We start from the raw sequence: 22,023 nt of genomic DNA, 5'->3' as shown, positions 1-22,023 counted from the left end.
GCCTTAACCCTTCTTTGCTTTCGCTTCGCGCAGCGCCTGCATCAGCCGCGCCGCAAGCCCCGGCTTGACCACCTGCTTTGCCCGGCCAAGCGCCAGCGCGTCGGCGGGCACGTCCATGGTGATGACCGACCCCGATCCGGTCATCGCGCGGTCGCCGATGCTGACGGGCGCCACCAGCATGGTGTCCGACCCGATGAAGGCGTCGCGGCCTATTTCGCTCCGGTGCTTCATCACCCCGTCGTAATTGCAGGTGATGGTGCCGGCGCCGATATTGGTGCGCTCGCCCACATGGGTATCCCCCAGATAGGTGAGGTGGCCGACTTTTACACCCTCGTCCAGCACGCTGTTCTTGATCTCGACAAAATTGCCGACATGGACATCGCCGCCCAGTTCCGCGCCGGGGCGCAGACGGGCGAAGGGGCCGACCGTCGCGCCGGACGAAATGTGGCAACCTTCGAGGTGGCAGAATGCCAGGATCTCGGCTTCGGATTCGATGGTCACGCCGGGGCCGAAGACCACGTTCGGCCCAATGATGGCGTCACGGCCGATCTGGGTATCCAGCGCGAAGAAGACGGTTTCGGGCGCGGTCAGGGTCACCCCGTCCGCCAGCGCCTGCGCGCGACGGCGGGACTGGAAGATCGCCTCGGCGCGGGCGAGTTCGGCGCGGGTATTGACGCCGAGCGTCTCGGCCTCGTCGCAGGTGACCACGGCGGCGCGATGGCCCGCCGCGCGTGCCAGAGCCGGCACATCGGTCAGGTAATACTCGCCCGAAGCGTTGTCATTGCCCAACTGGCCGACAAACTGACGCAGCAGGCCGGCATCGGCGGCCATGACGCCGGAATTGCACAGGTGGATGGCGCGGGTGGCCTCGTCCGCGTCCTTGAACTCGACGATGCGCAGCAGGTTGCCCTGGGCATCGGTGACAAGACGGCCGTAGCGGCCCGGATCGGCAGCCTCGAAGCCCAGCACGATCACGTCGGCATCATGGGCGACCATCGCGGCCAGGGTGTCTTCGCTGATGAAGGGGGTGTCGCCATAAAGCACGATCACCCGGCCCTCGAACCCGTCCAGAAGCGGCAAGGCCTGCGCGACTGCATGCCCGGTGCCCAGCTGTTCGGTCTGCAGCGCGATCCGGGCCTCCTCATCCAGCTTGCCCACGGCCTTGGTCACCGTCTCGGCCCCATGGCCGGCGACAACGATCACACGGGCCGGGTTCAGGCTGCGGGCGGCGGCAAGCGCGTGACCCACCATCGGTACCGCGCCCACCTTGTGCAGCACCTTGGGCAGGTCCGACAGCATCCGGCTGCCCTGTCCGGCGGCGAGGATGACCACCGCGATGTCCCGATTTTCCTGTTCTGCCACGCTGCTGCCCGTTTCATCGTTTGCCGTTTTTGTCTGGGCCGTTTAACCCTTGCAGCCGCCAGGCCGCAAGCACCCCGCGGTTCACAGGATTTGACGAAAGGTTACAACGATGGCGGGAACGGTGGTTTTCGATCTGGACGGCACCCTGGCCGATACGGCGGGCGATCTGATCGGCGCGGCCAATGCGGTGCTGGCGCGGCGCGGGTTGGCGGGGCTGGACCCGGTGACCGACGCGTCCATCGCCTTCGAGGGCGGCCGTGCCATGCTGCGCGCGGGCTATGCGCGCGCCAGCGCCGGGATGCTGATTCCGCCAGCGGCGGAGGACGAGGATTTCCCGCGCCTGCTGGACGCCTACGGGGCCGCCATCGCCGTTCATACCCGGCTTTATCCGGGGGTGGAGGAGGCGTTGACCCAACTGGCCGCCGAGGGGCACCGGCTGGCCGTCTGCACCAACAAGCCCGAGGGGCTGGCCGACAGCCTGCTGCGGGCGCTGAACATCCGCGACGCCTTCGCCAGCCTTGTCGGGGCCGACACCATGCCGGTGCGCAAGCCAGACCCGTTGCCTTACCGCGAGGCCGTGACCCGCGCCGGCGGCGAGGTCGCGCAGTCCTTCCTGCTGGGCGATACGGTGACGGATGTGAAGACGGCGGCCTCGGCGCAGGTGCGGGTGGCGCTGGTGGCCTTCGGCCCCGAGGGACCGGGCATCAGCCGGCTGCGCCCCGATGCGATGCTGGATCACTTCGATGCGCTGCCGGCGTTGGCGCGGGGGTGGCTGGGCTAGCGGACGCCGCCCACCACCACCGGGGTGGCATGGTCGCGTCAGTCGACGCCGCCCAGCTCCATCAGGACGGCCCATTCGGCGTCGGAGATCGGCTGCACCGACAGGCGCGAGTTATTGACCAGCACCATATCCTTCAGGCGCGGCTCGACCTTGGCCTGATCCAGCGTGACGGTGCGGGCCAGCGGCTGAATGGCCTTGATGTCGACGCATTCCCATTTCGGATCGGCGGCCTTGCTGTCGGGATGGGCCTCGGCCACCACCTCGACAATGCCCACGCATTCCTTGCCGACATTGGAGTGATAGAAGATCCCGCGCTCGCCCTTCTTCATGGCACGCATGTTGTTGCGCGCCTGATAGTTGCGCACGCCGTCCCATTCCTCGCCCGCATCGCCTTTGGCGATCAGATCGTCGAAGCTGAACACGTCGGGTTCGGATTTGAACAGCCAATATGCCATCAGCCGAACACCTTCTTCCATTCGTTGATGGTGACGCTGCCGAACAGCCCGGCCTTGCCGTAGGGATCGCCCGCGACCCAGTCCTGCGCCGCCGCCATGTCGGCCACGTCCAGCACCAGCATCGACCCCGCCATCTGCCCGTCTTCCAGCAGCGGGCCGCCGATGAAGACGACGCCGGTCTCGGCGACATAATCCAGATGGGCGGCGCGGTTTTCCATGCGCACGGGCAGGGCGCCGGGCTTGTCGCGGCAGATCACGGCAAAATAGGGCATCATTCCTCCTTCAGGGGGCGCTGTAGCAATTCCGCCACCGTGTCTGCCACGCTGGCGCGGCCCTGGGCAAGGGCGGCCACGGCATCGGTGATCGGCATGGCGATGCCGCGATCGTGCGCGATGACGCGCGCCGCCTGCGCGGTCGAGGCACCTTCCACGGTGATGGCGGCATCGAAGTCCTCGCCTGCGCCGAGCGCGCGGCCGTAGCGGAAGTTCCGCGACAGATCCGATGTCGCCGTCAGCACCAGATCGCCCAGCCCCGACAGCCCCGACAGGGTTTCGGCCCGCGCACCCATGGCGACGGCAAGGCGGGTCATTTCGGCAAATCCGCGGGTGATGAGCGCCGCGCGGGCGCTGTCGCCCAGACCCGCGCCGACGGCGACGCCCGCCGCGATGGCAATCACGTTCTTCAGCGCCCCGCCCAGTTCGGCGCCGCGCAGATCATCGGTGCGATACAGCCGCAGCACCGGCGTCGACAGCGCGTGCTGCAGCGCCTGCGCACCCTCATCGGCGCAGGCGAGCGTCAGCGCCGTGGGCAGGCCGCGCGCGATATCGGCGGCAAAGCTGGGGCCGGTCAGCGTGGCGATCATGGCTCCCGGACAGGCCTGTGCGATCAGCCCCGAGGGCGATTCACCGGTCGCGAGGTCGATCCCCTTGGCACTATTGACCAGATTGCGGCCGTTCAGCGCCGGGCCATGTTCGGCCAGAAAGCCGCGCAGCGCCTGCGCCGGCAACGCGAGGATCATGGTCTGGGCGATCGCCTCGTCCAGATGGTCGGTCAGGCGGACCCGTTCGGGGATGATGACGCCGGGCAGCCGCGGGGTGCTGCGCCCCTCGGGCAGGCTGCGCCCCCAAAGCGTCACCGGCCCCTTGGCCGACAGCGCCACCGCCAGCGCGGTGCCGAACGCCCCGGCCCCAAGAACTGAAATCATCGCGCGCCTCCGGTCATGTCGATATCGTGCTTCCTGCAGAACCACAGAAACAGCGGCAGTTCCATCGCCGCCGAGGTCAACAGCGTGAAGGCGAACCAGTTGGTGTCGGTGACGATCAGGCCGAAGCGCGTGCCCGACCCGGCGAACAACGCCCCCGCGGTGACGATCAGCAGCAAGGTCAGCGCCAGATCGTTGCGCAGCATCGCCTTCAATGTCTTTTCCCGCATCGTGGGGTAGATACCCAGATAGGCCACGCCCAGAACGACGGCGTTCAGGATCAGCACCTTGGCCTCGGCCGAAATCATGCTTTCGCGCCTTTGCGGCCCGCGCCCAGCATGGGCGCGGCGGCTTCGTCCAGCGGCCAGCGGGGGCGTCCGGCAAGGGTCATGTCGTCGCGTTGGCCGAGGCGGAAGGCCTCGATCCCGGCCCAGGCGATCATCGCGGCATTGTCGGTGCAGAGCCGCAGCGGCGGGGCCAGGAAGGCTGCGCCCGCCGCCTCGGCGACGCGCTCCAGAGCGGCGCGGATGGTGGCATTGGCCGCGACCCCCCCCGCCACCGCCAGCACCGGCACCGGATGATCCGCCAGCGCGCGACGGGTCTTTTCGGCCAGCACCTCGGCGACGGCGGCCTGAAAGCCGGCGCAGAGATCGGCGCGGTCCTGCACCGTCATGCCACCCTGTGCGGCGACCAGTTCGTCGCGGGCACGCAGCACGGCGGTTTTCAGGCCGGAAAAGCTCAGGTCATAGCCGGGCCGGTCCAGCAGCGGGCGCGGCAGCGCGAAGCGTTTGGGATTACCGGCCCGCGCCTCGGTTTCAACCGAGGGGCCGCCGGGCTGGGCCAGCCCGAGCAACTTGGCGGTCTTGTCGAAGGCCTCGCCCGGCGCGTCGTCGATGGTGCCGCCCAGACGGCGGAAATCCTGCGGACCATCGACGCGCAGGAACTGGCAATGCCCGCCCGAGACAAGCAGCATCAGATAGGGATAGCCCACCGCATCGGTCAGGCGCGGGGTCAGCGCGTGCCCGGCCAGATGGTTGACGCCGATCAGTGGCAGCCCTGCGCCCGCGGCGATACCCTTGGCCATCATCACCCCCGCCATGACACCGCCGATCAGCCCCGGACCGGCGGTGACCGCCACCCCGTCCAGATCGGCCAGCGTCAGGCCGGCTTCCGCCAGTGCTTCCTCGATGCAGCCGTCCAGTTTCTCGGCATGGGCGCGGGCGGCGATCTCGGGGACGACGCCGCCGAAATCGGCGTGCAGCGCCGTCTGCCCGGCCACGACCGAGGACAGGATCGTGCCGTCCGCGCGCACGACGGCGGCGGCGGTATCGTCGCAGCTGCTTTCGATGCCCAGGAATGTCAGCGTCATGGCCCGGTCCAGTGGTTGCACCGCAGGCTGCGGCGGGGGTAGCAATCAGATAGCCACCCCAGACGCGAGCCGCAATGACCGCCCCGCTTTGCCTGCTGACCCGGCCTCTGGCCCAATCGCGCGCCTTCGCCGCCGAAATCCCCGAGGTCGAATGCCTGATCGCACCGGTCCTGCGGATCGAGGGGCTGCCCTTCGACGACGCCCGGCTGGCGACCGCACCGGGGCTGGTCTTTACCTCGGCCAATGCGGTGCCCTTTGCCGGGCCGGGGCAGGGGCGGCGCGCCCTGGCGGTGGGTCCGCAGACCGCCGCCGCCGCCCGCGCGGCCGGTTTCGCGGTTGAGGAGGGGCCCGGCGACGCGCTGGGGCTGCTGCCTTTGCTGGACGGGCGGCGGGATTGGCTGCATCTGCATGGCCGCCATCGGGCGCGGGTTCTGCCGGTCGAGGGGATCGCCGTCTACGATCAGGTGCCGCAGCCGCTTTCGGACGCCGCGCGGGCAGCACTGGCGGCGGCGCGACCGCTGATCCTGCCGCTGTTTTCGCCGCGCAGCGCGGCGCTGCTGTCCGGGTCGGTCGAGGGCGCGGCGGCCGCCATCGCCGCCGTGGCGATCAGCGCCCGCGCCGATGCGGCCTATCGCGGGCCCGCCAGCTTGCGGATCGTCGCCGATCGCCCCGAGGGGGCGGCAATGCGGCGCGCGATCTTGTTGCTCGCGCTTGGGGAACGAAGCCGGACACCGTGGGTTGAGACGGAGTGGGGGCATCGCTAGACTGTCCCCGAACGCGATCCGGCCTTAGGTCGATCGCCGATTTTTCAGGGGGATAAGACGTGGCGACGTCCGACAAGGCAGACAAGGCTGTGAAAGCGAAATCGACCGCGAAAACCGGCGCGGCGCCCAAGAAGCAGGCCGCCGCCGGGCCGGTCGTGGCTTCGGCGCCGGTGCAGGCCGGGAATGCGGTGACGGTCTCGCGCATTCCGCCCTCGCAGCCCATCGAATCGACCCTGCTGGGGCGGCCCGAAGGCGGCGTGCCCGCAGCCGAGCGCAAGCCGGCGCCCGAAGGCAAGCCGGCGCCCCAGAAACTGACCCAGCCTGCGACGCTGGCCGAGCCGGTCAAGCCCGCGCCCAAGCCCGAAACCATCCGCCCGGCCACCCGGCCCGAGCCCGATCTGGTCGGCCAGACCGTGGTGCAGAAGGTGGGCTTCTGGCCCTTGGTTCTTGGCGGTGCGGTCGCGGCGGGGCTTGGCGCTGCCGCCACCATCTATGCGCTGCCTTATCTGCCGCCCTCCTGGCGCGCCGGTGCGCCGGTTGATGTCGCGGCATTGACCGATGCAGCTTCGGCCGCGGGGGCCGAGGCTGCGAAGACCGAGGTTGCGGCGGCGCTGGCTGCGATGCCCGTGACCGCCGCCGCGCCAGAACCAGACCAGATCGACCGCTCTATTCGCGAGCAGGTGGCGGAGGCACTGGCGGCGGCCGCACCGGCGCAGGCGGCCTCTCCCGCAGCGCCGTCGGGCGAGGTGACCGCGCGCATCGCGGCGCTGCAGACCCAGCTGGAAACGCAGGCGCGTCAGATCGCCGATCTGAATGCGCGCCCGCAGCTGGACCCGGCCGCCATGCAGCAGGTGCAGGCGATGGCGCAGGGCGCGGCCCAGGTGCGCGCCGATATTGACGCTGCCGCCGCACAGGCCCGCGACAGCCTTGCCGCCGTGCAGGCCGAAGCCGCGGCCGCGGCGCAGCGGGCACAGGCGGTCGCTTCGGTCGCCGTGCTGGGGGCGGCGCTGGAAGGCGGCAGCGCCACACCCACCGAAGCCGTTCAACAGTTGGAACAGTCCGGGGTCGCGGTGCCCGAGCCGCTGGCGCAGGAGGATCTGCCGACGCTGGACCAGTTGCAGATCAGCTTTGACGCGCCGGCGCGCGCAGCGCTGACGGCCTCGTTGAAGGCCGAATCGAAGACACAGGGGCCGCTGGGCGCGGTGTCCAATTTCCTGCGCGTGCAGACCGGCGCGCGTTCGGTCGAGCCGCGCGAGGGCGGCGATCCCGATGCCGTGTTGTCACGCGCCAGCGCGCTGGTGGCACAGGGCGATCTGGCGACGGCGCTGACCGAATTGCAGGGCCTGCCCGAGGCGGGGCAGGCTGCGATGGCCGGATGGGTGGCGCAGGCCAATGCCTACATGGCTGCCCAGTCCGCACTGACCGAAGTCGCCAAGTCTTTGAACTGAGGGAATAATCATGCTGCTTTCGCTGTTGAAGATCCTTCTGTTCTTCGCCGTCATCCTGTCCATCGCGGTCGGCCTGAATACGCTCTCGGCCACCAGCGACGGGGTGCGGCTGGTGTTGAACGGCACCGAATATACGCTCGGGCCCATTCAGGCCGTGGTGGCACTGGCGGCGCTGATGGTGGCGGCGTGGGTTTTCTTCAAGCTGCTGGGCATGGTCTGGGCTTTCCTGCGCTTCATCATGGGCGATGAAACCGCGATCAACCGTTACTTCGCCCGCTCGCGCCGCGAAAAGGGGATCGAGGCGCTGTCGCAGGGCCTGCTGGCCGTGGCTGCGGGCGAGGGCAAGCAGGCGCAGGATCTGGCCAGCCGGGCGGCGAAATATCTGGACGATCCGCGCGCCACCCGCCTGCTCGCCGCGCAGGCGGCCGAGGTCGCGGGCGATGATGCCAAGGCGGAAGCGGTTTACCGCGAGATGCTGGAAGACGACCGCACCCGCTTTGTCGGCGTGCGCGGGCTGATGAAGCAGAAATTGGCCAAGGGCGATACCCATACCGCGCTGCAACTGGCGCAGAAGGCCTATGCGCTGAAACCGCGCCATGCGGAAATCCAGAACACGCTGCTGGAACTGTCGACCAGGGAAGGCGACTGGAAGGGCGCGCGCGGGGTCCTGAAGGACAAGCGCAAGCAGGGCGAGTTGCCGCAGGATGTCCATATCCGCCGCGACGCCGTTCTGGCCCTGCAGGAGGCGCGCGACGTGCTGACGCAGGGAAGCTCGATCTCGGCGCGCGAGGCGGCGATTTCGGCGGCCAAGGCCTCCCCCGATCTGATCCCGGCGGTGGTGCTGGCGGCGCGGACCTACGTGCTGCAGAAAGACCCGCGCAATGCCGAACGGCTGCTGGAAAAGGCCTGGTCGGTGCGCCCCCATCCCGATCTGGCCGAGGCTTATGCCGCGATCGTCCCCGACGAGACCCCGGCGCAGCGCCTGCGCCGCTTTGAAGCGCTGATGAAGAAGAACCCGGATGACGAGGAAACGCGCCTGCTGCGCGCCGAATTGCTGCTGGCGAACGAGGATTTCCCCGGCGCCCGCCGCGCCCTCGGCGATCTGGCCGAGACCCATCCGACCACACGCAGCCTGGCGATCATGGCAGCGGTCGAACGCGGCGAGGGCAGCGACGATGCCGCCGTGCGGGCATGGCTGGTCAAGGCCATGGGCGCCTCGCGCGGGCCGCAATGGGTTTGCGACAAATGCGAAAACGTCATGGAGGATTGGGCGCCGGTCTGCTCCAATTGCGGCGGGTTCGACACGCTCAGCTGGCGCGAGCCGGCGCAGACGCGCGCTGCCCACAGTCCTGCCGGAACCGAATTGCTGCCGCTGCTGATCGGCAGCCCGCGCCCCGCGGAAAAACCGGCCGAAAGCCCTGCGCCGGCCGGGCCCTCGCAGGCGTCCTCGGGGCAGATCCCAACCCAGCACCAGGCGCCTGAGGTCTCGGTGGTCGCCGATGTGAAGCCGGGAATGGTCCCGCGCGAATCCGATTTTCTGGGCGAGCCCTCGCGCACCATCACCGACCCCGAACCGGCCGAGACGCGCGCCGCACCGGCCCAGCCGGCGCCCGAGCCTGCGGGGCCGGCCGCGCCGCAACCGCAACCGGTGCCAAAGACCAGCCGCCCGCGCGCGCTGTCCGAGGTGCTGGCCGATGACGTGCTGGCCGACGACGTGGTGTCGACCCCGATTCCCCCCGATGTCGAGCCAGCCGGCGACGCCCGCTATCCGCCCGGCCAACCGGCCATCTGGCACAAGCCGCCGGTGATCGATGGCGACACCCCGGTGCGTCCCGATGTGGAGCCGATCGACACCACGCCCGAAACCCGCTGACCGCACCGGCCCGCATCCCGCGAAAGGACCGCGGGCGCGCCCGAAAAGGGCTTTTCCCCCGCGCCGGAACCTGCTATCCGGCGCGGCACGCAGACGGCGCCGCTGTAGCTCAGCTGGTAGAGCACGTCATTCGTAATGATGGGGTCGGGGGTTCGAGTCCCTTCAGCGGCACCACCTCTGCGTCAGGATCGGCTGATCCGCCCATTTCTCTCACATCCCGACGCATGTGCCGCCCGGCCGGGCGCGACTTGACGCAGATCAAATCCTTCAGCCCGGAAGCATGATAGCTGCGGCGAAAATGAGGGGGGCGACCTTGCGCCTGACAATGCGAACCAATCTGGCCATGCGCGTGTTGATGTATTGCGCGGTGCATCCGGATGAACTGGCCCGTTCGGGCCAGGTGGCAAGCGCTTGCAATGCCTCGGCGCATCATGTCGCGCAGGTGGTGAACCAGCTGGCGACGATGGGTTACCTGCACACGCTGCGGGGCCGGGCGGGCGGCATGAAGCTGGCGCGCAAGCCCAGCGGCATCACCGTGGGCGAGATCTTCCTTCGTTTCGAAGCCGCGCTGCCGTTGACGGAATGCTTCGATGCCGACGGCAATACCTGCCCGCTGACCGAAGGCTGCCGGCTGCGCGATGCGCTGCTGGAGGCGCAGCGGGCCTTTTATCGCGCGCTCGACAAGGTGACGCTCGAACAGCTGGTTTGCGACAATCCGAGTCTGCATCACGCCTTTACCACGCCGAGTTGCGCGCCCCGCAGCAACGCGCCGCCGCAACCGCACTGACGACGATTCGCGGCGCGGAAGGCATGCGCGAATCGGACCGGCGCCCGCCGCGGGCAGCAGGATGCGCCCGGCTCGAAAGTATTTTCACGCCGATCCGGCAGGTTGCGGCGCCCCAATGCCGCGCGGCGTCGTGTGGGCGTGGCATTGCGCCGGTTTGACTGATCTATCAGCGGCTTGTCCGTCGCGCCCCGTTGCGAGCCGATGCTGCAACCGCAGCAAAACCGCTGCTTCGCGCCTCTACAAGGTCAGGCGTCGGGGTGCCGCGCGACCCGCGGATAATGCAGATGCAGCAGCCGCCATCGCCCCGCGACCATTTGACAATTCCGGCTTTTCAAGCTGAAGCTTGACCTCATCCCGCCCCATCTGCGGAAACTGACGGAGGAGACGTCGTGAAACAGAAATTCCTGGCTTCGGTTGCCATGATAGCGCTGACATCCGGCGTTGCGCATGCGCAGATGAAATTCCCCGTGGGAGAGGACCCGACGTTCAACTGGGACAGCCTCGAAGCGTTCAAGGCGTCCCATGGCGATCTGGCCGGGCAGGAGTTGACCGTGCTGGGTCCGTGGCTGGGGGGTGACAAGGACCTGTTCGAATCGATCATTCCCTATTTCGAGGAAGCTACCGGCGTCGATGTGAAATACAGCGGCTCGGACAGTTTCGAGCAGCAGATCGTGATCGATGCCGAGGCCGGATCGCCCCCCGATGTGGCGGTCTTCCCGCAGCCGGGTCTGGCCGCCGGTCTGGCCGCGAAGGGCCAGCTGAAGCCGCTGCCCGACGCGGTCGGCCAATGGATCCGCGACAATTACGCGGCGGGCGAAAGCTGGGCGAAGCTGGTCACCTACAAAGGACCGGATGGGGCCGAGCACGTCTATGCATTCCCCTACAAGGCCGACGTGAAATCGCTTGTCTGGTACGTCCCGGAGAATTTCGAGGATGCCGGATACGAAGTTCCCGAAACGCTGGAGGATCTGAAGGCGCTGACCGAACAGATCGCGGCGGATGGTGAAAAGCCCTGGTGCATCGGGCTCGGCTCGGGCGGCGCGACGGGCTGGCCCGCGACCGACTGGGTCGAGGATCTGATGCTGCGCAACAATTCGCCCGAGGATTACGATGCCTGGACGACGAACGCGCTGAAATTCAACGATCCGAAAGTGGTCAAGGCGATCGACGATTTCGGCTGGTTCGCCAAGAATGACGATTTCGTGGCCGGCGGCACCGGCTCGGTCGCCGCGACCGATTTCCGCGACAGCCCGAAGGGTCTGTTTGAAAGCCCGCCCGGCTGTTACATGCACCGTCAGGCGAGCTTCATCACCACCTTCTTCCCCGAGGGCACCGTGGTCGGCGAAGACGCCGATTTCTTCTATTTCCCGGCCCCCGCGGACGGCTCGCTGGGGCAGCCGGTGCTGGGCGGCGGCACGCTGTTCTCGGTCCTGACCGACAACCCGGCGGGTCCGGCCTTCATCGACTTCCTGCAGACGCCGATCGCCCACGAGATCTGGATGGCCCAGCAGGGCTTCCTGACCCCGCACAAGGGTGTGAACCCGGAAGCCTATCAGGACGAGACCGTCAAGCGCATGGGTGATGTGCTGCAGAACGCCACCACCTTCCGTTTCGACGGGTCGGACATGATGCCCGGCGCGATCGGGGCGGGTGCCTTCTGGACCGGCATGGTCGATTTTGTCGGCGGCAAGACCGCGCAGGAAGCGGCCGATTCGATCCAGTCGACCTGGGATGCGCTGAAATAAGGCCTCGGACCGGCCCGCGGGAGCGGGCCGGCTGCGTTATCGGAGGAGGGGACGGGGATGGAGCTTTTACTGCTTGCGGTCGGCACGATCGCCGTCGGCGTCCTGGGCTGCATGGCATGGTTCTGGGGATCTAATTTCGTGCTGGACCAGCTGTTGCCGCCGCGCGGGCCGAAAGCGGGCGACAATATCCGCCGTGCCGGGCTGATCCGGCCGTGGCTGTTCCTTGGCCCCGCGATCCTGTTTCTGGGCGTCTATCTGGTCTATCCGGTGCTGAACTCCATCTGGCTGTCGATGTTCAACGGGTCGAGCACGGAATATGTCGGCGGGTCAAACTATGCCTGGCTGGCGCAGGACGCGAAGTTCCGCGAATCCATGATCAACAACTTCTTCTGGTTGCTGATCGTGCCGGCGCTGGCGACGCTGTTCGGGCTGATCGCGGCGCAACTGACCGACCGCATCCGCTGGGGCAATTTCGGCAAATCGCTGATCTTCATGCCGATGGCGATTTCCTTCGTGGGCGCGGGGGTGATCTGGAAATTCATCTATGAATATCGCGAGCCGGGGACCGAACAGATCGGCCTGCTGAACGCCATCTGGCAAAGCCTTGGCGGCACCGCGCAGACCTGGCTGACGCTGCAGCCGGTGAACAATTTCTTCCTGATGATCGTGCTGGTCTGGATCCAGACCGGTTTCGCCATGGTGATCCTGTCGGCGGCCCTGCGCGGCATCCCGGAAGAAACCATCGAAGCCGCCGTGCTGGACGGCGCCAGCCCGTGGCAGATCTTCTTCAAGATCAAGGTGCCGCAGATCCTGGGCACCATTGCCGTGGTCTGGACCACCATCACCATCACCGTGCTGAAGGTCTTCGACATCGTTTTCGTGATGACCAACGGGCAATGGGGCACGCAGGTGCTGGCGAACCTGATGTATGACTGGATGTTCCGCGGCACGCCCGATTACGGGCGCGGCTCGGCCATCGCCATTGTGCTGATGATCCTCGTGCTGCCGATCATGATCTGGAATATTCGCAACGTGCGGCGGGAGATGCGCTGATGGAAGGCATGGCCGGACAGAAATCCACGCTGACCTGGGCGGTCAATCTTGCGGCACTGTTCCTTGTGGTGCTGTGGACGATCCCGACGGCCGGGCTGTTCGTCTCCTCGTTCCGCGACCGCGACCAGATCGCGGCGACCGGCTGGTGGAAGTCGCTGACCTCCTCGGAGCAGACCGATTTCGTCCGCACCGGCAATGCCGAGGACCAGAAGCAGGACGGCGCCGTATATGTGCTGGAAGGCAATGTCCTGACCGAGGGCCAGAAGCTGGTCGGCTGGGGCACTTCGGCGCGCAACCCCGCCGCTTACAAGGGCGGCGAGAGCGCGGACGTGGACGGCGCCAAGCTGACCGTGGACGAGGATGGCGCATACCGGATGGAATCGGCCACCCCTTTCACCATGAAACGGGGCGAGCGGATTTTCGTCACCACCGCCAGCCCGCCGAAATTCACGCTGGCGAATTATGGCCGCGTGCTGGGCGCCGAAGGCATCGGGCGCGCCTTCATGAACACCATGACGGTGACCATCCCGGCCACCATCATCCCGATCCTGATCGCGGCCTTCGCGGCCTATGCGCTGGCATGGATGGAATTTCCGGGCCGCGCGCTGCTGACCGCCGTCGTGGTGGGCCTGCTGGTGGTGCCGTTGCAGGTGGCGCTGATCCCGCTGCTCAGGCTGCACAACGATCTGGGCATCGGCAAGGGCTATCTGGGGATATGGCTGGCGCATACCGGCTTCGGCCTGCCCTTGGCGATCTATCTGTTGCGCAACTACATGGCGGGCCTGCCGCGCGAGGTGATCGAAAGCGCCCGCGTCGATGGCGCGACCGAGTTTCAGATTTTCCGCAAGATCATTCTGCCCTTGTCCTTCCCGGCGCTTGCCAGCTTTGCGATCTTCCAGTTCCTCTGGGTGTGGAACGACCTGCTGGTCGCCACGGTCTTTCTGGGCAATACGCGCGAACAACTGGTGATGACCGGCGTGCTGCGCGAGCTGATGGGCTCGAAAGGCGGCGAGTGGGAAATCCTCGCCACCTCGGCCTTCATCTCGATCTCGGTCCCGCTGATCGTCTTCTTCGCAATGCAAAAATATCTGGTCCGCGGTCTGCTGGCCGGTTCGGTTAAAGGTGGCTGATGACGAATTTGGAACAGGCGAAAGACTGGTGGAAGGGCGGGGTGATCTATCAGGTCTATCCGCGCAGCTATCAGGACACGACCGGCGACGGGACGGGCGATCTGGCGGGCATCACCCGGCGGCTGGATCATATCGCCGCGCTGGGCGCCGACGCGGTGTGGATTTCGCCCTTCTTTCGCTCGCCCATGAAGGATTTCGGCTATGATGTCAGCGATTACCGCGACATCGACCCGACCTTCGGGACCATGGCGGATTTCGACGCGCTGATCGCTCGGGCGCATGAACTGGGCCTGAAGATCATGATCGATCTGGTGCTCTCGCATAGCTCGGACCAGCATCCGTGGTTTGCGGAAAGCCGCGCCAGCCGCGACAATCCCAAGGCCGACTGGTATGTCTGGGCCGATCCGAAGCCCGATGGGACGCCGCCCAACAACTGGCTGTCGATCTTCGGCGGCAGCGCCTGGCAGTGGGACGCGCGGCGCGAGCAGTATTATCTGCACAATTTCCTGAAGGAGCAGCCGGATCTGAACTTCCACAACCCGGAGGTCCAGCAGGCGCTGCTGGATGTGGCCGCCTTCTGGCAGGCTCGCGGCGTGGACGGCTTCCGGCTGGACACGATCAACTTCTATACCCATGACGCGCAGCTGCGCGACAACCCGCCCCTGCCGCCCGATCAGCGCAAATCCGACACCGCGCCCGCGGTGAACCCCTATAACCACCAAAGCCACAGATACGACAAGTCGCAGCCTGAAAACCTGATTTTCCTGGAAAAGCTGCGCGCGGTGATGGACCGGAAGGGCACCGCCGCGGTGGGCGAGATCGGCGACAGCGAAAAGGCGTGGGAACTGCTGGAGGAATATACCTCGGGCGACAAACGGATGCAGATGTCCTATGTCTTCGACTTCCTGTCGGGCGAGGATCTGACGGCGCAGCGGATTGTCGATGTCTTTGCCGAAAAGGCGGCCCGCGCCCCCGATGGCTGGCCCTGCTGGGCGTTCTCCAACCATGACGTGGTCCGCCATGCCTCGCGCTGGGGGCTGACCGATGACGCGGTCAAGGCCTATGCGACGGTGCTGATGTGCCTGCGCGGCTCGGTCTGCATCTATCAGGGCGAGGAATTGGGCCTGCCCGAGGCCGATGTCGCCTTCGAGGATCTGCAGGACCCTTACGGCATTGAGTTCTGGCCGGAATTCAAGGGCCGCGACGGCTGCCGTACGCCGATGGTCTGGGACGACGACAGCAATACGCATGGCGGTTTTTCCACCGCGAAGCCGTGGCTGCCGGTCCCTGCGGAACATCTGGCCCGTGCCGTCAGCGTCCAGCAGCCCGACCCGGATTCGGTACTGAACCACTATCGCGCGGCCATCGCCCTGCGCCATCGCCACCCCGCGCTTCGGTTGGGCGACCAGCAGATCCGGGCCGAGGGCGATATCCTGATCATCGAACGCCAGCAGGGCGACGACCGTGTCATGCTGCGCGCCAATCTGTCGGACAGCGCGGCGGCCGGGCTTCAGCCCTGGCAGGTCGTTATTCACGAGGGGTAACCGGACGCGTCCGGGAAGGGGGCATCATGGCCGATCTGAAACTGAACAACGTCGCGAAGTCTTACGGCGATGTGCAGGTGCTGCGCGACATCAACCTCGACATCAAATCGGGGGAGTTCATCGTCTTCGTCGGGCCCTCGGGCTGCGGCAAGTCGACACTTCTGCGCATGATCGCGGGGCTGGAACGGATCACCGGCGGCGATTTTCACATCGACGGGGCGCGGATGAACGACATCCCGCCCAGCCAGCGCGGTATTGCCATGGTGTTCCAGTCCTACGCGCTCTATCCGCATATGACCGTGCGCGACAATATGGCCTTCGCGCTGAAAATCGCCGGCAAATCCGCCGCCGAGATCACGGCCGCGACCGATCGCGCCGGCAAGATGCTGCAACTGACGCCCTATTTGGACCGCCTCCCCAAGGCGCTGTCGGGCGGCCAGCGGCAGCGCGTGGCCATCGGGCGGGCCATCGTGCGCGACCCGAAAGTCTATCTGTTCGATGAGCCGCTGTCGAACCTCGACGCGGCGCTGCGGGTCGCGACCCGGATCGAGATCGCGCAGCTGAAGGAATCGATGCCCGACCGGACGATGATCTACGTGACCCACGACCAGACCGAGGCGATGACGCTCGCCGACCGCATCGTCGTGCTGGCCGGCGGCGGCATCGCCCAGGTGGGTGCGCCGCTGGAGCTGTATGAACGCCCGATGACCGAATTCGTCGCCCAGTTCATCGGCAGCCCGGCGATGAACCTGCTGCCCGGCAAGGTGGTGACCACCGGTGACATGACCCGCGTCCAGCTGGATGCGGGCGGCGTGGCCGATGTGGCCATCCCGACGCGTCCCGGCGACGAGGGCATGGCGGTCAATCTGGGTGTCCGCCCCGAAGACCTGCGCATCGCTGACGGCCCGGCGCTGTTCGAAGGCGTGGTCGACCTGACGGAGGCCCTCGGCGAGGTGACGCTGCTGTATTTCGGCACCACCGGCGACGGCGATCCAGTCACCGCCAAGCTGCCCGGCATCCATACCGGCCTGAACCACCAGACCGTGCGACTGACCGCCGATCCCGAGGCGATGCATCTGTTTCACGACGGCCGCTCGCTTCTGTATCGCGACGGGCCGCCGACGACGCCGATGCGATGGACGCAGGCGACGCCCGATCCCGTCGTTCTGACGGAGATCATCGCCTCTCCGCCTGTCGGCTGAGGCTTCATTGACCGCCTGTGCCATCGCGCCTAATGCTGGCGCAAAGGCGAAGGGAACGGCATGAAGATCATCATCGGCGGCGTCGGGCAGGTCGGTTGGCAGATCGCACGACATCTGGCGGGCGAACAGAATGACGTGACCGTCATCGACAGCAATCCCGAACTGGTCCGCCGCGCGACCGAGGCGCTTGACGTGCAAGGGGTGTCGGGCTTCGCCTCGCATCCCGATGTGCTGGACAGGGCGGGCGCGCGGGATGCCGATCTGATCATCGCCGTCACCCATTCGGACGAGGTGAACATGGTCACCTGTCAGGTGGCCCATTCGCTGTTCCGGGTGCCGCGCAAGATCGCGCGGTTGCGCTCTCCCGCCTATCTGGACGCGATCTATTCCGATCTTTACCGCACCGATCACCTGCCCATCGACGTGGTCATCAGCCCCGAACGCGAAGTGGCCGAGGCCGCCCTTGCCCGCCTGCGCGCGCCTCAGACCTTCGAGGCAGAGGATTTCCTGGAAGGAAAGGTCCGCCTGCTGGGACTGGTGATGGACGAAGACAGCCCGGTCCTGAACACCCCCCTGCGCCAGCTGAACGAGCTGTTTTCCAGTCTGCGCGCCATCGTTGTGGGCGTCCGTCGCGAGGGCCGGCTGTTCGCGCCCGAACCGGGCGATCAGCTGTTCGAAGGCGATCAGATCTATGTCTTCACCGATACCCGCGACGTGGACCGCACGATGGAGATCTTCGGCAAGAAGACCACCCGCGCCGACCGCGTCATCATCATCGGCGGCGGCAATGTCGGCCTCGCGGTGGCGAAGGCGCTGGAACAGGGCCGCGACAAGGTCCATGTGAAGATCATCGAACGCAACCGCGACCGCGCTGAACAGGCCGCCGATGCGCTGGAACGTACCATCGTGCTGAACGGCGACGGGCTGTCATCCGAACTGCTGGAAGAAGCCTCGATCAGCCGGGCCGATGCGGTGCTGACCCTGACCGACGACGACAAGGTCAATATCCTCGCCGCGGTGCGGGCAAAGCAGGCCGGGGCCGATCTGGTCATCAGCCTTGTCAACGACCCGACGCTTCTGGGCCTGATGGGTCCGCTGGACATCGACGCCTATATCAACCCCCGCTCGATCACCGTGTCGACGATTCTGCGCCATGTCCGCCACGGCAGGGTGCGCGACATCTATTCCATCGGCGACGCCGAGGCCGAAGTGATCGAGGCGCAGGTCCTTCCCACCTCGTCCATGGCCGGGCGCAGCATCCGCGATATCGACCTGCCCGAAGGCGCGCTGATCGGCATGGTCCTGAAGGGCGAACGAGTGGTCAAACCGATGCCCGACACCCGGATCGAGGAAGGCGACATCGTCTGCATCTTCGCCCTGACCGAGGACGTCCCCGAGGTCGAGCGGCTGCTGCAGGTCGCCATCGACTTCTTCTGATGGACCGCCTCGGCCGCCTGCCGCTGTTCGTGCTGATGATCGGCATCTCCGGGGCGATGATGCTGATTCCGGGCGCCTATGCGGCGGCCACCCATTACCACGACATTTCGCGCATCTTCCTGCTCAGCGGCGTGCTGATGCTGGTGCTGGCGGCGCTGCTGGGGGTGGCGACCGGCGGACGCGAGATCACCTCGGGCCCGCATGGCCGGTCGGTTCTGGCGACGATGCTGGGCGCCTTTGTGGTGCTGCCGCTGGCGCTGGGAATGCCGCTGGCGCTGGCGCTGCCCGATACGGGCTTCTACAACGCCTGGTGGGAAATGGTCAGTTGCCTGACCACGACCGGGGCCACGCTTTACGCGGCAGACATGCTGATGCCACCGCTGCATCTGTGGCGCGCGCTGGTGGGCTGGATGGGCGGGCTGTTCATTCTGGTCACTGCCGTGGCGATTCTCGCGCCGCTGAAGGTCGGCGGCTTCGAAATCCTCGCCTCGCCCTATGGCCGCACCGAGAAATTCGCCCCATTGCCCGATACTGGCGGCGGTCGGGCGCGGACGCCGGCACAACTGCTGAACCTCGCCGGGCGGCGGGTGACGCCGACCACGCAGGCGCTGCGGATGCTGCGCCTCGTCGGCCCCTATTATGCCGGATTGACGCTGCTGCTCTGGGTGCTGCTGCTCCTCGCCGGAGATCCGGGGCTGGTCGCGCTCAGCCGGGCAATGGGCACGCTGTCGACATCGGGAATTTCGCCGGTCGCGGGCGCGATCGGGGTCGACTCGGGGCTGGCCGGCGAATTTCTGGTCTTCGCCTTCCTGATCCTCGCCCTGTCGCGGCGCTTCTGGCCCGGCGGCGGAGAGCTGAAGGCATCGGAATCGCTGTGGGACGACCCCGAAATCCAGCTTGGCCTCGGCGTGGTCGTGCTGGTGGCGCTGGTGCTGTTCGCCCGCCATTTCTTCGCCACATTCGAAATCACCACCGCCGAAAACACCGTGGCCGTGGGCATGTATCTGTCGCTGAAAAACGCGGCCGTGGCGACGTGGGGCGGCCTGTTCAACGCCATGTCCTTCCTGACCACGACGGGCTGGAACTCGATCGACTGGCAGGGCGCGCGCAGCTGGTCGGGCCTCGAATCGCCGGGGCTTCTCTTGGCGGGGCTGGCCATCATGGGCGGCGGCGTGGCCACCACGGCGGGCGGCGTCAAGCTGCTGCGCGTCTATGCGCTGGCCCGGCAAAGCCAGCGCGAGCTGGAGCGGATCGTGTATCCGGCCTCGGTTCCGGGGGGCGGGGTGATGGCGCGCCGGCTGCGCGGCGAGGGCGCCTATCTCGCCTTCATCTTTTTCATGCTGTTTGCCCTGTCGATAGCGGTCACGGTGTTGCTGGTCTCGATTCATCAGATCGAATTCGATACTGCGGTGATGCTGTCGGTCTCGGCGCTGACCAATACCGGGCCGCTGGCCGGCACCATCAACCTGACCCCCAGTTTCGAGGCAAGCGCCGGCATTGCCTCGAACCCGTGGGAGGGGTGGTCGGGCCTTGCCCTCCTGCCCAAAACGGTGCTGGCGGGGGCCATGATCGTCGGCCGGTTGGAGACGCTGGCGATCCTTGCGCTGCTGACGCCGGACTTCTGGCGTCGCTGATTCGCCACAGGCGGGCGCCGCCCCTTCAGGGCCGCTTGTCACTGTCTGATTCGCATCCTAGATTTGGTCAACAATCAGAACAGGGACAAACCTATGGCCAGCGACAAACAAAATCTTCAGGACGCCTTCCTGAACCATGTCCGCAAGGCCAAGGTTCCGGTGACAATTTTCCTGATCAATGGCGTCAAGCTGCAGGGCGTGATCACCTGGTTCGACAATTTCTGCGTGCTTCTCCGCCGCGACGGCCAGTCGCAGCTGGTCTATAAACACGCGATCTCGACCATCATGCCGGGCGCGCCGATCAGCCTGTATGAAGGCGAAGAGTGATTGGCTGAACCCCACGTCACCGAACGCGCACCTACCCGCGCCTATGTGATCCACCCCGATATCGACGGCAGCGGCGCCAATCGCCGCCTGCCTGAAAATGCGTTGGACGAGGCGGTCGCCCTGGCCCATGCCCTGCCGGGGGTGGAGGTCGTGGGGGCGCAGGTCGTCCGCCTGCGCAAGGCTGAACCGGGCAAGCTGTTCACCAAGGGGAAGCTGGAAGAAATCGGCACCGCGCTTGCGGAGGTCGAGGCCGAACTGGTGCTGATCGACGGGCCGGTGACGCCGGTCCAGCAACGCAACCTTGAAAAGGCCTGGGATGTGAAGATCCTGGACCGGACGGGTCTGATTCTGGAAATCTTCGCCGATCGCGCGCGTACGCGGGAAGGCGTGTTGCAGGTGGAACTGGCGGCGCTCAGCTATCAGCGCACTCGTCTGGTTCGCGCCTGGACGCACCTTGAACGGCAGCGCGGGGGGCTCGGCTTCGTCGGCGGTCCCGGCGAAACCCAGATCGAGGCTGACCGCCGCGCCATCGACGAACAGATGACCCGGCTGCGCCGGCAGTTGGACCGGGTGGTGAAAACCCGCACCCTGCATCGCGCCGCGCGCGCCAAGGTGCCTTATCCGATTGTCGCGCTGGTGGGCTATACCAACGCGGGAAAATCAACGCTTTTCAATCGCATGACCGGGGCCGAGGTGATGGCCAAGGATATGCTGTTTGCCACGCTCGATCCAACGATGCGGGCGATCCGGCTGCCCGGCGGGCGCCAGATCATCCTGTCCGACACCGTGGGGTTCATCAGCGATCTGCCGCACGAACTGGTCGCCGCCTTCCGCGCCACGCTGGAGGAGGTGCTGGAAGCCGACCTGATCCTGCATGTGCGCGACATCAGCCACCCCGAGACCGAGGAACAGGCCGCCGACGTGGCCGAAATTCTGGAGTCGCTTGGCGTTGATGAAAACGTCGCCCTGATCGAGGTGTGGAACAAGATCGACGCGCTGTCTCCGGCGACGCAGCAGGCGCTGCGCAACACCGACAAGCGCACCGATGGCGTGCAGGCGATCAGCGCGCTGACCGGCGAAGGGCTGGACGATTTGACCAAGGCCATTGATTCGGCGCTGGAAAATGCCCTGTCCGAGCCCAAGGAGCCGGCCGAATTGCGTCTCGATTTCAGCGACGGCCGCCGCCGCGCCTGGCTGCATCAGGCCGGCGTGGTCCAGTCCGAGCAGCCCGGCGACGAAGGCCTGACCGTCCGCGTCCTGTGGACCGAACGCCAGCGCGCGTCTTTCGAGGCGCTCTGATCCGACGCCGCCAATGGCGTTGAATACGGAAGCGCGCGCGGCCGGCGCCGCAGGCGTGACATCTGAAAGTATATTCGGCGTGATCCTTCGCACCGTCCTCGGCGCGGGCCTCGGCGCAGGCCGACAGAACGCCGATGCCTCAGGTTCCGCCGCTGCAAGGGCCGCCTCGACTGCACATTGCCTCAGCGTGACCACGCATCAGGCTCACAGATCGTGCCGTGTTCGGACGTCGCCGAATGCCGGGGCTGCGCCGGCTATGTGTCTGATGCGCCCGATCCCTGCTGCAGGCCCACAGCGTGCTGGCTGACCTTACAGATCGTTATGGCTGTTGAGTAGATCGGCCGCACGCACGGTTCGACCGTCCGGCATCCGGCACAGATCGGCGCGCCTGCCGCCAGCGGTTCGGGGAAGGACGGTGCCGCCGCTGCCCTGACAGTAAAGGGCAGCAGGATCGACGGCCATCTGCGCCGCCGAGGGTGCGGCGCTGCTGCGTGTCGTCGTTGAGCCGCCGCCGCCACCGCACGCCGTCAGGGCGATGGGTGCGATCAGCACGGTCAGGGCCAGAATGGGTCGCATGGTCGTTCCTTCACTCGATCAAGCGAAGATTGCCGC

At 66.8% G+C, this 22,023-nt stretch carries 21 protein-coding genes and 1 tRNA gene; 15 read left to right on the top strand and 7 right to left on the bottom strand.

From position 1 onward, the window contains the following. Positions 1-3 precede the first annotated feature (3 nt). The gene (glmU, locus tag H1S04_RS15695) at positions 4-1,362 is read right to left on the bottom strand and encodes a bifunctional UDP-N-acetylglucosamine diphosphorylase/glucosamine-1-phosphate N-acetyltransferase GlmU (RefSeq protein WP_181746459.1); all 1,359 of its coding nucleotides are present in this window, start codon (positions 1,360-1,362) and stop codon (positions 4-6) included. A gap of 109 nt (positions 1,363-1,471) precedes the next feature. Here glmU and H1S04_RS15690 point away from each other — a divergent pair, with 109 nt between their 5' ends. Beyond that, the gene (locus H1S04_RS15690) at positions 1,472-2,143 is read left to right on the top strand and encodes an HAD-IA family hydrolase (RefSeq protein WP_181746458.1); all 672 of its coding nucleotides are present in this window, start codon (positions 1,472-1,474) and stop codon (positions 2,141-2,143) included. A gap of 38 nt (positions 2,144-2,181) precedes the next feature. On the opposite strand, the gene H1S04_RS15685 is transcribed toward H1S04_RS15690, so the two are convergent. From H1S04_RS15685 to tsaD, 5 genes are read right to left on the bottom strand one after another with little or no spacing between them, the layout of a single operon-like run. Next, positions 2,182-2,598, bottom strand: a complete 417-nt coding sequence (locus H1S04_RS15685; RefSeq protein WP_181746457.1) for an EVE domain-containing protein — start codon at positions 2,596-2,598, stop codon at positions 2,182-2,184. Beyond that, the gene (locus tag H1S04_RS15680; RefSeq protein WP_181746456.1) at positions 2,598-2,870 is read right to left on the bottom strand and encodes a YciI family protein; all 273 of its coding nucleotides are present in this window, start codon (positions 2,868-2,870) and stop codon (positions 2,598-2,600) included. Before H1S04_RS15680 ends, H1S04_RS15685 begins: the two co-directional genes overlap by 1 nt. Further along, positions 2,870-3,802 carry an NAD(P)H-dependent glycerol-3-phosphate dehydrogenase gene (locus tag H1S04_RS15675; protein WP_181746455.1) on the bottom strand — a complete coding sequence of 311 codons (933 nt, stop codon included), beginning with the start codon at positions 3,800-3,802 and terminating at the stop codon, positions 2,870-2,872. The genes H1S04_RS15680 and H1S04_RS15675 overlap by 1 nt, the downstream gene beginning before the upstream one ends. Then, positions 3,799-4,107: a hypothetical protein gene (locus tag H1S04_RS15670; protein WP_181746454.1), complete on the bottom strand. Its 309-nt coding sequence runs from the start codon at positions 4,105-4,107 to the stop codon at positions 3,799-3,801. Before H1S04_RS15670 ends, H1S04_RS15675 begins: the two co-directional genes overlap by 4 nt. Then, entirely contained in the window at positions 4,104-5,168 is a 1,065-nt protein-coding gene (tsaD, locus tag H1S04_RS15665) for a tRNA (adenosine(37)-N6)-threonylcarbamoyltransferase complex transferase subunit TsaD (RefSeq protein WP_181746453.1), read from the bottom strand. The genes H1S04_RS15670 and tsaD overlap by 4 nt, the downstream gene beginning before the upstream one ends. A gap of 74 nt (positions 5,169-5,242) precedes the next feature. On the opposite strand from tsaD, the gene H1S04_RS15660 reads away from it, so the two are divergent. From H1S04_RS15660 to hflX, 14 genes are all read left to right on the top strand, one after another. Then, entirely contained in the window at positions 5,243-5,932 is a 690-nt protein-coding gene (locus tag H1S04_RS15660) for a uroporphyrinogen-III synthase (RefSeq protein WP_181746452.1), read from the top strand. Positions 5,933-5,991: 59 nt separating this feature from the next. Then, on the top strand, positions 5,992-7,380 hold the full coding sequence (locus H1S04_RS15655) for a COG4223 family protein (RefSeq protein WP_181746451.1): 1,389 nt from the start codon (positions 5,992-5,994) through the stop codon (positions 7,378-7,380). Between the two features lie 10 nt (positions 7,381-7,390). Further along, positions 7,391-9,253, top strand: coding sequence for a heme biosynthesis protein HemY (locus H1S04_RS15650; RefSeq protein ID WP_181746450.1), 1,863 nt, complete (start codon positions 7,391-7,393; stop codon positions 9,251-9,253). A gap of 98 nt (positions 9,254-9,351) precedes the next feature. Then, positions 9,352-9,427, top strand: a tRNA-Thr gene (locus H1S04_RS15645). Between the two features lie 151 nt (positions 9,428-9,578). Next, positions 9,579-10,040: an Rrf2 family transcriptional regulator gene (locus tag H1S04_RS15640; RefSeq protein WP_255435649.1), complete on the top strand. Its 462-nt coding sequence runs from the start codon at positions 9,579-9,581 to the stop codon at positions 10,038-10,040. Between the two features lie 389 nt (positions 10,041-10,429). Then, positions 10,430-11,785 carry an ABC transporter substrate-binding protein gene (locus H1S04_RS15635; protein ID WP_370470479.1) on the top strand — a complete coding sequence of 452 codons (1,356 nt, stop codon included), beginning with the start codon at positions 10,430-10,432 and terminating at the stop codon, positions 11,783-11,785. Positions 11,786-11,842: 57 nt separating this feature from the next. Further along, complete coding sequence (locus tag H1S04_RS15630) at positions 11,843-12,838, top strand: carbohydrate ABC transporter permease (RefSeq protein WP_181746448.1); 996 nt, start codon at positions 11,843-11,845, stop codon at positions 12,836-12,838. Beyond that, on the top strand, positions 12,838-13,968 hold the full coding sequence (locus H1S04_RS15625; protein WP_181746447.1) for a carbohydrate ABC transporter permease: 1,131 nt from the start codon (positions 12,838-12,840) through the stop codon (positions 13,966-13,968). Before H1S04_RS15630 ends, H1S04_RS15625 begins: the two co-directional genes overlap by 1 nt. Beyond that, the gene (locus tag H1S04_RS15620) at positions 13,968-15,512 is read left to right on the top strand and encodes an alpha-amylase family glycosyl hydrolase (RefSeq protein WP_181746446.1); all 1,545 of its coding nucleotides are present in this window, start codon (positions 13,968-13,970) and stop codon (positions 15,510-15,512) included. Before H1S04_RS15625 ends, H1S04_RS15620 begins: the two co-directional genes overlap by 1 nt. Positions 15,513-15,538: 26 nt before the next feature. Next, a complete protein-coding gene (locus tag H1S04_RS15615) occupies positions 15,539-16,714 on the top strand; it encodes an ABC transporter ATP-binding protein (protein WP_181746445.1) in 1,176 nt (391 codons plus the stop codon). 60 nt (positions 16,715-16,774) lie between these two features. After that, entirely contained in the window at positions 16,775-18,151 is a 1,377-nt protein-coding gene (trkA, locus tag H1S04_RS15610) for a Trk system potassium transporter TrkA (RefSeq protein WP_181746444.1), read from the top strand. Beyond that, entirely contained in the window at positions 18,151-19,785 is a 1,635-nt protein-coding gene (locus H1S04_RS15605) for a TrkH family potassium uptake protein (RefSeq protein ID WP_181746443.1), read from the top strand. Before trkA ends, H1S04_RS15605 begins: the two co-directional genes overlap by 1 nt. A 93-nt stretch (positions 19,786-19,878) precedes the next feature. Next, positions 19,879-20,112, top strand: coding sequence for an RNA chaperone Hfq (hfq, locus tag H1S04_RS15600; RefSeq protein ID WP_022704857.1), 234 nt, complete (start codon positions 19,879-19,881; stop codon positions 20,110-20,112). Continuing rightward, the gene (gene hflX, locus H1S04_RS15595) at positions 20,113-21,411 is read left to right on the top strand and encodes a GTPase HflX (RefSeq protein WP_181746442.1); all 1,299 of its coding nucleotides are present in this window, start codon (positions 20,113-20,115) and stop codon (positions 21,409-21,411) included. It begins immediately after the preceding gene. Positions 21,412-21,720: 309 nt separating this feature from the next. On the opposite strand, the gene H1S04_RS15590 is transcribed toward hflX, so the two are convergent. Continuing rightward, positions 21,721-21,987 carry a DUF333 domain-containing protein gene (locus H1S04_RS15590; protein ID WP_181746441.1) on the bottom strand — a complete coding sequence of 89 codons (267 nt, stop codon included), beginning with the start codon at positions 21,985-21,987 and terminating at the stop codon, positions 21,721-21,723. Between the last annotated feature and the right edge of the window lie 36 nt (positions 21,988-22,023).

The organism is Paracoccus sp. S1E-3 (assembly GCF_013868135.1).
In the GTDB taxonomy this organism is placed as follows: Bacteria; Pseudomonadota; Alphaproteobacteria; order Rhodobacterales; family Rhodobacteraceae; genus Paracoccus.
This window is presented reverse-complemented; position numbering and strand designations above follow the sequence as displayed.